The sequence below is a fragment of the Nonomuraea composti genome (genome assembly GCF_012034275.1).
GTDB lineage: Bacteria > Actinomycetota > Actinomycetes > Streptosporangiales > Streptosporangiaceae > Nonomuraea > Nonomuraea composti.
Genome location: NZ_JAATEP010000048.1, coordinates 81,428 through 91,820 on the forward strand (window position 1 = coordinate 81,428; position 10,393 = coordinate 91,820).

Annotated in this window: 11 protein-coding genes; 5 read left to right on the plus strand and 6 right to left on the minus strand. The window is 74.6% G+C overall.

Translation table 11 applies throughout. The annotated features are described in order from the left end of the window. Positions 1-17: 17 nt before the first annotated feature. Positions 18-647: an FMN-binding negative transcriptional regulator gene (locus HCN51_RS44305; protein WP_168017977.1), complete on the minus strand. Its 630-nt coding sequence runs from the start codon at positions 645-647 to the stop codon at positions 18-20. A gap of 36 nt (positions 648-683) precedes the next feature. On the opposite strand from HCN51_RS44305, the gene HCN51_RS44310 reads away from it, so the two are divergent. Next, a complete protein-coding gene (locus HCN51_RS44310) occupies positions 684-2,012 on the plus strand; it encodes an aminotransferase class I/II-fold pyridoxal phosphate-dependent enzyme (protein WP_168017978.1) in 1,329 nt (442 codons plus the stop codon). A gap of 78 nt (positions 2,013-2,090) precedes the next feature. On the opposite strand, the gene HCN51_RS58495 is transcribed toward HCN51_RS44310, so the two are convergent. The 4 genes from HCN51_RS58495 to HCN51_RS44325 all read right to left on the minus strand — a co-directional run bounded on the left by HCN51_RS58495 (position 2,091) and on the right by HCN51_RS44325 (position 5,863). Continuing rightward, positions 2,091-3,266 (minus strand): Dyp-type peroxidase, encoded by a 1,176-nt coding sequence (locus HCN51_RS58495; protein WP_346434013.1) that lies wholly within the window; start codon positions 3,264-3,266, stop codon positions 2,091-2,093. Further along, a complete protein-coding gene (locus tag HCN51_RS58500) occupies positions 3,263-3,793 on the minus strand; it encodes a copper chaperone PCu(A)C (RefSeq protein ID WP_206068600.1) in 531 nt (176 codons plus the stop codon). The genes HCN51_RS58495 and HCN51_RS58500 overlap by 4 nt, the downstream gene beginning before the upstream one ends. Positions 3,794-3,891: 98 nt before the next feature. Continuing rightward, positions 3,892-4,428, minus strand: coding sequence for an MFS transporter (locus HCN51_RS44320; RefSeq protein ID WP_168017980.1), 537 nt, complete (start codon positions 4,426-4,428; stop codon positions 3,892-3,894). A 70-nt stretch (positions 4,429-4,498) separates the two neighbouring features. Further along, positions 4,499-5,863, minus strand: a complete 1,365-nt coding sequence (locus tag HCN51_RS44325) for an MFS transporter (protein WP_168017981.1) — start codon at positions 5,861-5,863, stop codon at positions 4,499-4,501. Positions 5,864-5,994: 131 nt separating this feature from the next. Here HCN51_RS44325 and HCN51_RS44330 point away from each other — a divergent pair, with 131 nt between their 5' ends. Together HCN51_RS44330 and HCN51_RS44335 are read left to right on the plus strand one after the other, a co-directional pair. Further along, the gene (locus HCN51_RS44330) at positions 5,995-6,714 is read left to right on the plus strand and encodes a hypothetical protein (protein ID WP_168017982.1); all 720 of its coding nucleotides are present in this window, start codon (positions 5,995-5,997) and stop codon (positions 6,712-6,714) included. A 108-nt stretch (positions 6,715-6,822) separates the two neighbouring features. Next, on the plus strand, positions 6,823-7,341 hold the full coding sequence (locus HCN51_RS44335; RefSeq protein WP_155128831.1) for a universal stress protein: 519 nt from the start codon (positions 6,823-6,825) through the stop codon (positions 7,339-7,341). On the opposite strand, the gene pdxR is transcribed toward HCN51_RS44335, so the two are convergent. Beyond that, positions 7,297-8,685 carry a MocR-like pyridoxine biosynthesis transcription factor PdxR gene (gene pdxR / locus HCN51_RS44340; RefSeq protein ID WP_168017983.1) on the minus strand — a complete coding sequence of 463 codons (1,389 nt, stop codon included), beginning with the start codon at positions 8,683-8,685 and terminating at the stop codon, positions 7,297-7,299. The genes HCN51_RS44335 and pdxR overlap by 45 nt on opposite strands. A 67-nt stretch (positions 8,686-8,752) precedes the next feature. Between pdxR and HCN51_RS44345 the strand changes: the two genes are divergently transcribed. Together HCN51_RS44345 and HCN51_RS44350 are read left to right on the plus strand one after the other, a co-directional pair. Beyond that, positions 8,753-9,184: a carboxymuconolactone decarboxylase family protein gene (locus HCN51_RS44345; protein WP_080044097.1), complete on the plus strand. Its 432-nt coding sequence runs from the start codon at positions 8,753-8,755 to the stop codon at positions 9,182-9,184. A 35-nt stretch (positions 9,185-9,219) separates the two neighbouring features. Continuing rightward, positions 9,220-10,393 (plus strand): MFS transporter (locus HCN51_RS44350; RefSeq protein WP_168017984.1); only part of this gene is annotated, 1,174 nt, incomplete at its 3' end.

Below are 10,393 nucleotides of genomic sequence, written 5' to 3' on the forward strand. Positions count from 1 at the left end.
CCGCATGGGCGGCCTCGTCAGGAGGTGGCGGTGGCGCTCCGTCTGCGCTGGTGGGCCAGGGCGGCGGCGTCGCCGGGCAGGTCGCGTTCGGCCAGGCCGCGCGACACCCGCTCGCGCAGCTCGGCCGGGCGGTGCGCGTCGTACTTGAACTTGGCCCGCACCTCCTCCACCCGCAGCCGCAGCCCCCGGATCGAGGACAACATCTTCCGGTACGGCCCCGCGTCGGCGGCCACCTCGCCGTGGTCGCCGGCCGGCTGGTGGTGGGCGAGCTGGCGGCGCAGGATCTCGGCCTTGCCCTCCTTGTCGTCCACGATCTCGGCCCGGCACACGAGCTGGACGGCGGCGTAGTAGCTGGTCGGCACGCCGGTCTCGGGAGAGTCGGAGCGCCAGGACGTGGGGATGTAGGCGTAGTCGTCGTGCACGCTGACCACCGCCACGGGGTTGGCCTCCAGCGCCGCCCAGATGGGGTTCGGTCTGGCGAGGTGGAGCAGCACCTCGGCGTCCCCGTCGTAGAAGAAGTGCGTCGGCACGACCACGGGTGCCGCGCCGGCCACGCCGTTGACCGCGATCTGGCCGAAGTCGCGGGTTCGCAGCCAGCTCCGCCACTCCTCGTCGTCCTGGGCGGCGTCCCATGGGTGGATGAGCACTCGCATCACCTTTTGTATTAGTACATAATAGTTTTTGTGCTAGAAAAGTACACGATCGAGGGTGGGACGGCCAGCGAGATAGCGGCGGGCGTCGAGGCCGCCGTGTCCGAGGGGCGGCTGCCGCCGGGGGCGACGCTGCCGCCGGTGCGGGAGGTGGCGGCGCTGGCCGGGGTGAGCCCGGGCACGGCGGCGGCCGCGTACCGGCTGCTGCGCGAGCGCGGCGTCATCGAGACCGCCGGGCGGCGCGGCACGCGGGTCAGGTCGCGGCCGGCCAGCACGTTCCGCGAGGAGATCCGCGTCGAGGTGCCGCCGGGCGTGCGCGACCTGAGCAAGGGCAACCCCGACCCGCGCCTGCTGCCGCCGCTGCACGAGGCGCTGGCCGTGGCGGCCAGGGCGCACGAGGAACGGCCCGCCATGTACGGCACCGGCGACGACGAGGAGCTGCTGGGCCTGGCCGGGCGGCGGCTGCGGGCCGACGGCGTGCCGGCCGCGCCGCTGGCGATCACGTCGGGCACCCTCGACGCGGTCGAGCGCGTGCTCACCGCCCACCTGCGCCCCGGCGACGCGATCGCCGTCGAGGACCCGGGCTGGACGGCCCTGCTCGACCTGGTCGCCGTCCTGGGGCTGCGGCCGGTGCCGATGCGGCTCGACGACGAGGGGCCGCTGCCGGAGCAGCTCGACCGGGCGCTGCGGGCCGGCGCGCGGGCCGTGGTGATCACCGCCCGCGCCCAGAACCCGACCGGCGCCGCCGTCTCCGCCGCCCGGGCCGGCGAGCTGCGGGAGCTGCTGGCGGCGCACCCGGAAGTGCTGCTGGTCGAGGACGACCACGGGGCCGGGTTCGTGGAGCTGCCCCTGCACCCGCTGGCCGGCGCGACGACCCGGTGGATCCACGTCCGCTCCACGGCCAAGTCGCTCGGCCCCGACCTGCGCCTGGCCCCGGTGACCGGCGACCCGGTCACGCTCGAGCGGCTGCGCGGGCGGCAGCGGCTGGCCGCCGGCTGGGTGAGCCACCTGCTGCAACACGCCGTCGCCCACCTCTGGCGGACGAACGCGGCCGACCCGGCCACGGTCGCGGCCTCGTACGCGGCCCGCAGGAACGGCCTGGTGGCGGCGCTGGCCGAACGCGGCGTGCGCGCGCACGGGCGTACCGGCCTGAACGTGTGGATCCCCGTCGCCGACGAGTCCACCGCCATCACCCGGCTGCTGGCGCGCGGCTGGGCCTGCGCGCCCGGCGCCCGCAACCGCATCGGCTCGCCGCCCGCGCTGCGCCTGACCGTCTCGTCCCTGGACCTGCCGGAGATCGAGCCGCTGGCCGCCGACCTGGCCGCCGCCCTGACCCCCGCGCCGATCGGCCGGTACGGGTGAGCCCCGCGCCGAGCAGCCGGTACGGCTGAGCCCCGCGCCGAGCAGCCGGTACGGCCGTGCCCGGCGCGGGAGCGAAAGTCAGCCCAGCAGCCCCTCCCCGATCCACCCACCGGGCGCGCATCCCGGTGGCACGGCGAAGACGGCCGAGCCGATGGCCGTGACCCACTCGTTGAGCAGGTCACCTTCGGCCAGCATGCGTTGCACGGGCACGAACTGCCCGGCCACGTCCGCCTGGAAGGAGACGAACAGCAGCCCCGAGTCCGACTCGCCCTCGGGCGACAGTCCCTCGTCGTAGTTGTACGGCCGCCGCAGCAGCCGCAACGCCGGATCCGCCACGTGCGCCCGCCTGATGTGGGCGAACTCGGAGATCACCGGGAAGCCGAGCCGGTTCTTGCGGGCGTAGTCGGCCGCGTCGGTCTCGGCCGTGCCCGTGAGCGGCGCCCCGTCACTGAGCCGCCGCCCGATCGTGAACTCCCTGGCCACCCGGTCGGCGGCGTCCCACGTCTCCAGCTTCATCCGGATCCTGCGCAGGACCAGGGTGGTGCCGCCGCGCAGTGGCCCGTCGCTGATCCACACGGCCCGGTCGAGGTCGGTGGCGTTCACCGTGCCCTCGATCTGGCCCATGAGGTTGCGGCGGTTCGGGCTGCGGAAGCCGCGCTGCGTCCAGCGCACCCTGGCGAAGGACCGCGTGTCCTTCACGATCATCCGGACGGCGTGCGCCACCGTCACGGTGTCGTCCGCGCACACCTGGACGAGCAGGTCGCCGCCGCTCCACCGCTCCTGCAACCGGTCCGTCGAGAACGCGGGCAGTTGCTCCACGGGCGACCTCACCCCGGCCGCCGCGAACAGGCCCGGCCCGAAGCCGAACGTGATCGTGAGCCGGGCCGGGTTCGCGGCCAGCTCGGGCTCGGTGTCGGCGAGCGCCGGCCGCCCCTGGGTGAGGCGGGCGGCGTCGTCGGTGAGGAGCTGGAGCAGCCGGACGACCGCCTCCTTGCGGGTGCCCTTCAGCAGGTCGAAGCCGAGGAACACGGCATGGGCCTGCGGCGCCGTGGCCACACCCGCCTGGTGCGCCCCGTGAAAGGGCTCGACCGGCAGGCTCTCCCGCCGCTGGGCGTCGCGGCGCTCGGTGACCCGCTGCTCCGTGTCGCGGCGCGCGAGGGTGCCGGCCGCCGTGGCGCCGGCCGCCGTGGCGCCGGTGACGCTGGTGACGGCCGTGACCGCGCCTCCGGTGAGGAGCCCTCTGCGGGTGATCACTTGTGCCCCGGCTGGTAGTCCTCCTCGCCACCGGCGAAGTCCTTGCCGACGGCGGTGAACTCCAGCGGCTCCCCGTCCTTGACCTGGAGCGTGAACGGGATCCGCGCGCCCGGCCGCACCTCCTCGGTGACGCCCATCAGCATGATGTGGTCGCCGCCGGGCTGGAGCTGGTGGGTGCCGTGCGCGGGCACGACGAAGCCGCCCTCCTTGGGCCGCATGATCATCTTTCCGCCGTCCTCGACCACCTCGTGCAGCTCGATGGTGGGCGACAGCGGCGAGCTGCCCGCCGTGATCGTGATCGGCGCGCCGGTGTTGTTGACGAGCGTCCCGAACGCGGCGGTCATCCCCTTCTTGGTGGTCTTCACCCAGGGATCGGTGATGGTCAGGCCGGCGGCGGCCGACGAGGGCGCTGCGGCGGCGCTCGCGGTGGTCGTGGCCGCGGGCGAGGGCTCGGGGGAGTAGGTGCCGGCGCAGGCGGTCAGCGCCACGACGGCGCAGGCGAGGACGAGGGCATGACGAACGTACATGGTGAAGATGCCTTTCTCCGCCCGGCATGCCGAAGCAGCCCCTGCCGGGCGGCGGGGGTCGTCTGAAGAGGGAGGACGTCTTCGCCCGACCGCGCGGGTCAGGCGGCGGCGGCCCGCGGCGGGCCCCTCCTGCTGACGACGTGCCGCAGCACCGTCGAGCGCAGCACGGGCGGCTCGGACGGGCACAGGGGCGTGGAGAAAGGAGTGCGGAGCAGCGGCAGCCAGATGACCAGCAGCCGCACGGCCAGCCGGCGCAGCAGCGACCACAGCGCGGCCTCGCCGCGTGCCAGCCACAACGCGGTCATCCCGACCGCCAGGCCGTGCGCGACGAGCATGCCGAGGCCCGGCACCAGCCCGGAGTGGAGATGACCGGCCGGCGTCTGCGGCGAGGCGGCATGGGAGAGGGAGAACAGCAGGTGCAGGGCCACCTGTAAGCCGGCGAGCAGCGGCAGGATCACCGCGAACGACCGCTCGCGGCCCGACAGCGGGTACGCCGCCGCGAACGCCAGCCCCAGCGCCGCCACCATGGCCGGCGCCGGCACGGACGCGCCGCCGAGCACGTGCGCCGCCACGCCCAGCCCGAGGCACACGACGGCGAAGACCGCGGTGCGGGCGAGACGGAACGGCAGCGCCATGCGCCAAGCATTCCACGCCACCCCACCGGTCGGCACACCCGTCCGTGAAGGACGCGCCTTGACCGATGCTTCACGTGAAACTGCCGCGAGTCTCACGTTCGGCGGCGCGTGCCGTCCCGGACCGGCGGGCCGCCGCGTGGCCCAGCACGCCCAGCGACGCCACGATCAGCACCGTGACCCCGGCCCGCGCCGCCGCCTCCCACCCGCCGTCCAGTGTGGCGAAGAAGACCGCTCCGGTGACCGTCCCGCCGAGCACTCCCCCGGCCTCCTGCACGGTGCCGAGCACCCCGGCCGCGGCGGCCGAGCGCTCAGGACGTACCGAAGCGAGGACGGAGGAGAGCAGCGGCGACATGAGCAGCCCCATCCCGGCCCCCGTCACCAGCAGCGCCAGCCCCACCAGGAGCGGCCCCGAGCCCAGTGCCTGGTGCACCAGCACGAGCCCCACGACCAGCACGGGCGCCCCGAAGCGGCCGGGGCGCAGCGAGGCGGCGAAGAAGCCGGCGTTCAGCGCGGTGCAGACGGCCGCGGCGGCCAGCGGCGTGAGGCCGAGCCCGTCCTGGAGGTAGAGGGCGAGCACGAACGACAGCCCCGCCGACGTCCCGAACAGCAGGCCCACCGCCACGAGCCCCCAGGCGAACCCCCTCTCCCTGAACACGGCCAGGTCGAGCAGCGGCGCCCGCCCTTCGACGGCCAGCCGCCGCTGGCGCCGCACGAACGCGCCCAGCAGGAGCGGCGCGGCGGCCAGGCACGCCCACGTCCAGCCCGGCCATCCCCGCTCGCGCCCCTCGGCCAGCGGCAGCACGACGGCGACCAGCCCGGCCGCGACGAGGGCCGCCCCGGCGAGGTCGAGGTCCCGGCGCGTCCCGGCGGCGTGGGGGAGCAGGCGGCGGGTCAGGGCGAGGGCGGTCAGGCAGATCGGCAGGTTGACGAGGAAGCAGGCCCGCCAGCCGAGCCCCATCGGGTTCGCGGCCACCACGAGCCCGCCGATCACCTGCCCGCTGAGCCCGGCCAGGCCGACGGCGCTGCCGTACCAGCCGAAGGCTCTGGCGCGCTCGCGGTCGCCCTGGTAGAGCCGTCCGATGAGGGCGAGGACCTGCGGCGCGAGCAGCGCGGCGGCGATCCCCTGCCCGATCCTGGCCGTGATCAGCATCGCCGGGCCGGCGGCCAGCCCGCACCCGGCCGAGGCCAGCGTGAACAAGGCCAGCCCGGCCGCGAACACCCGCCGGTGCCCGAGCAGGTCGCCGAGCCGCCCGGCGACGATGAGCCCCGCCGCGTACGCCAGCCCGTACCCGGCGATCACGAGCTGCACGGCGGCGTCGCCCGCGTTCAGGTCGGCGCGGATGGAGGGGACGGCGAGGTTGGCGACGTAGAAGTCGAGCGTGGTGACGAACACCGCGACCAGTAACACGGGCAGAGCGGCCCAGCGGGCGGACATGGGACTCCAGGGAATGAGGGGACACGGCGGGAGGGAGAACACCGCCGCCCGCCGGACGGTTGACCCCACCCTGGAGCCGGCCCATGACGATTCCCTGCGGATCCGCTACGGACCACCCCATAATCATCCCGATGCCGAAATTTCAGGACCTGTCGGAATTTGCGGCGGCCATCGCCCCGGTCATCGGCGCAGCCAACGTCAACGTGCACGCCTCGGCCGCCAGAGCCGTCGCCGACCTCGCCCGCACCTCCGGTGTGACCCCGGGCCTGCTGTCCGACCTGCGCTTCACGCTCCCACTCCGCCCGCTGACCCGCGCGGGCCTGGCCGTCATCGACCGGTACGGCACCGCCGCGTCCCGCGAGCACGACCTCCGGGAGCACCTGCGCCAGCACACCCTGTCCGAGGACGGCGACGGGACGCTGCGGCTGACGGGCAAGGGCCTGGAGTTCGTGCACCGGCTCTACGACGTGCACGCCGCCACCGCCGGCCGCATCTGGGCGGCCCACGACCTGCGGGGCCTGGCCGAGCTGGCGGCGAGGGTACTGGAGTCGGCCGAGCGGCTGCCGGGCGGGGCGCTGGAGCTGGTGGCGCCGCCGTACGAGCCGGAGGGCGCGGAGCCGGGGCTGCTGCTGTTCAACCGGCTCGCCGTCGTCCGCTACCACCGCGCCGACGCGCACGCGGCGGCCTGGCGGGCGGCGGGCCTGTCCGCGGCCGAGATCGTCGGCCTGCCGGACGGGCCACTGCGCGCCGGGATCGAGGCGGAGACGAACCGGCGGGCCGCCGAGCCGTACCGGAGCCTGAGCGACGAGGAGCGGGACACCTTGTACGACGGGCTGCTCAAGCTGGTCTGAACGCCTCCAGAGGCCGCCGTTCACCAGGAGACTCCAGAGTTCGCAAAGTGCCACCTCCCGGTAACCAGCGCGGTGGCGCACTATGGTCGTACTTCGACAGGAGGCACCGTGGAACAGGAACTGCCCGGCGGTGCGCGGCTGATCGTCGGGGTGGACGAGTCTCCGGCCGCGCGCTGGGCGCTGGCCTGGGCCATCGGCGCGGCCAGGCTGCACCGGATGGCTCTCGTGGCCGTGCACGTCAGCCGCGCGCCCGTCCACCCCTTCCCCGAGGCGCTGCCCGTCCAGCACGCGGTCCGGGCGGGCGAGGAGGCGCGCTGCACCGAGGTGATCACGAGCGTGTTCGAGGACGTCGCGGGCGGGGTGCCCGACGACCTGCGGACGTTCGTGGTGGGCCGGGTCGGCGACCCCGGCTATCACCTCGTGGATCTGGCGAGGGAGGGTGACCTGCTCGTGCTCGGGCGCGGGCGGCGCGGGCTGCTCAGCCGCATCTTCCTGCCCTCGACCAGCATGTACTGCGCGCGGCACGCCCGCACGACCGTGGTGATCGTGCAGCAGCCGACGCCGCCCGACGAGCCGGAGCTGTCAGGGGAGCGCGGCCGCCGGTTCTGGACCCGCCGACATCCGTGACCGGAGCAGGCGCAGGCCCTCCGGGATCGCGTCCCTGCCGATCGCGCCGTACCCCAGCACCAGGCCGCGCAGCGGCGGGCTCTGCCCGCAGTACGCCTCCAGCGGCTCCACCGCGAGCCCCGGCGCAGGGCGTACGGACGCGCCGAGCGCGCACAGGTGCAGGCCCGCCGTGGACGGCACCAGCCGCACCCGCTCGTCGGCGGCCAGGGCCTCGGCGATCAGCGCGTGCCGGGCGGCGTACTCGCGGGTGGCCTTCCTGATGTGCCTGGCCAGCAGGCCCTCGTCGATGAAGCGGGCCAGCGCCGCCTGCGTCGGCACCTCGCCGTGCCAGTCGGACAGGTGCCGGGCGGCGGTCAGCGCCGGCGCCAGCGAGGCGGGCGCGACCAGGAAGCCCATCCTGAGCATGGGCAGCAGCGTCTTGGAGAACGAGCCGACGTAGATGACCCGGCCGGCCCGGTCGAGGCTCTGCAGCGGCTCCAGGGGGCGCTCGCCGAAGCGGAACTCGCTGTCGTAGTCGTCCTCGATGACCACGGCGCTGCGCCGCTCGGCCCAGGCCAGCAGGGCGGCGCGGCGGGCCAGCGACATGGGCGTGCCCAGCGGGAACTGGTGCGACGGCGTCACGTACACGACACGGGCCGCGTTGGGGATGGCCCGGACGTCGATGCCCTCGGCGTCGACCGGCACGCCCGCGACCCGGGCGCCGAGCGAGCGGAACAGCAGGCGGGCCGGGGGATAGCCGGGCTCCTCGACGGCCACGACGGTGCCCGGCTCGATCAGCACCCGGCCGATGAGGTCGAGGGCCTGCTGGGCGCCGTTCGTGATCAGCACGTCGCCCGCGCCCGCGCGGACCGAGCGGCTCAGGCCGATGTGCCGCGAGATGGCCTCGCGCAGCGGCTCGTGCCCGGCCGGGTCGCCGTAGCCCGCCACGCCGGCCCGCAGCTCGCGGACCACCAGCCGGCGCCACGTCTCCATGGGGAACAGGCGGGCGTCGGGGATGCCGACGCGGAAGTCGTACCGGGCGGGGGTCATCCCCTTGGCGGGCCGCAGCTCCCGCCAGACCGGGCGCGGCCGGACGACGCCCTTCGGCGCGGCCCGCCCCCTGACCTGCTCCCCCGACACGAACGTGCCCGCGCCCGCGCGCCCGACGAGGAAGCCGTCGGCGACCAGGCGGTCGTAGGCGAGGGCGACCGTGTTCCTGGAGATGCCGAGGCTGCGGGCCAGCTCCCTGGTCGGCGGAAGGCGCTCGCCTGACCTGAGGCGGCCGTCGAGGACGGCGTCGAGGAGCTGCCGGTAGACCTGTGCGGCCAGGTCACGGCGGCCGTCGAGGCTGAGGTGGAGGTCCATCTTGGCCCAATCATCTTGCCGGAAATTGGAGCTTATCTCGGGACAAGTCCGGGACGAAGATGGGTGCATGACCGAACGAATGAAGCTCGGAGCGCTGGCCGGACCGGCGTACCAGGCCATGGCGGGGCTGGACGCGTTCGTCGCGCGCAGCACCCTGCCCAAGCCGCTGCTGGAGCTGATCCGGCTGCGCGCCAGCCAGATCAACGGCTGCGTGTACTGCGTGAACACGCACAGCTCCGACGCCAAGGCCGCAGGGGAGAGCGACGCCCGCCTGCACGCCGTCGCCGTCTGGCGCGAGGCGCCCTGCTTCGACGAACGCGAGCGGGCCGCGCTGGCGTTCACCGAGGCCGCCACCCGGCTGTCCACCCACGACGTCACCGACGAGATCTGGGAGGCGGCCGCCGCCTGCTTCACCCAGGAGGAGCTGGCCGCGCTGGTGGTGGCCGTGGCGACGATCAACGCCTGGAACCGGATGGGCGTCTCCACCCGCATGTCATGAAATTTGCTCTTATCTGCTTATTGCGGAGGTACGGCATGAGAACTCGGCGGATCCTGGCACACGCGCAGCTCGTCAGCTCCATCGGAGACGGCGTCTATCTCGTCACCTCCGCGTTCTACTTCGCCGGCATCGTCGGCCTGTCGGCCACCGAAATCGGCCTCGGCCTCACCATGGGCTGGGCCGTCGGCTCGGTCGCCGGCGTCCCGCTCGGCCACCTGGCCGACCGGCGCGGCCCGCGCGGCGTCGCGGTGCTGCTCGCCCTCGCCACCGCCGTGGCCGTCAGCGGGTTCCTGTTCGCCCGCTCGTTCGCCGCCTTCGCCCTGGTGGCCTGCCTGTACGGCACCGCGCAGACCGGCCTGTCCGCCGCCCGGCAGGCCCTGCTCGCCGCCCTGATCCCGCCCGCCGAGCGCACCCGCGTCCGGGCGGTGCTCCAGGCCACCCTGAACGGCGGGCTGGCCGCCGGAGCCGCGCTGGGCGGGCTCGCGCTGGCCCTCGGCACGCGGGAGGGCTACCTCGCGGTGTTCGTGCTCGACGCGCTGACCTTCCTCAGCGCCGCCGCCCTGCTGCTGAGGCTGCCTGCCGTACGCCCCGCGCCCGCACCCGCCGGCCCCCGGCTGGCCGTGCTGCGCGACCGGCCCTACGCGCTCGTCACGCTGATCAACGCCGTGATGCTGTTCTACATGCCGCTGCTGAGCGTGGTCGTGCCGCTCTGGGTGGCCTCGCGCACCGACGCGCCCACGTGGGTCGTCTCCGTCCTGCTGCTGGTCAACACCGGCGGCGTGGTGCTCTTCCAGGTACGGGTGGCCAGGCGCGTCAAGGGCCTGCGGGACGCCTCGGCGGCAGTACGGCAGGCCGGGCTCCTGCTCCTCCTCGCCTGCGCGGTGTTCGCCCTCAGCCCGTACGGGTGGTGGTTCCTGCTGGTGGCGGCGGCCTTGCAGGTGGCAGGGGAGATGCTGCTGGCCTCCGGGTCCTGGGAGATCGGCTTCACCCTCGCGCCCGACGACCGGCAGGGGCAGTACCAGGCGTTCTTCGGCACCGGCGTGGCCGTGGCCAGGATGCTCGGGCCGGTCGTGCTGACCGCGCTCGTCCTCGGCGGCGGGACGCTGGGCTGGCTGGTCGTGGGCGCCATGTTCGTGACGGCCGGCGCCGCGATGGCACCGGCCGTCAGGTGGGCCCGTCTTACCTCTGTTTCACGTGAAGCGGCGCAGC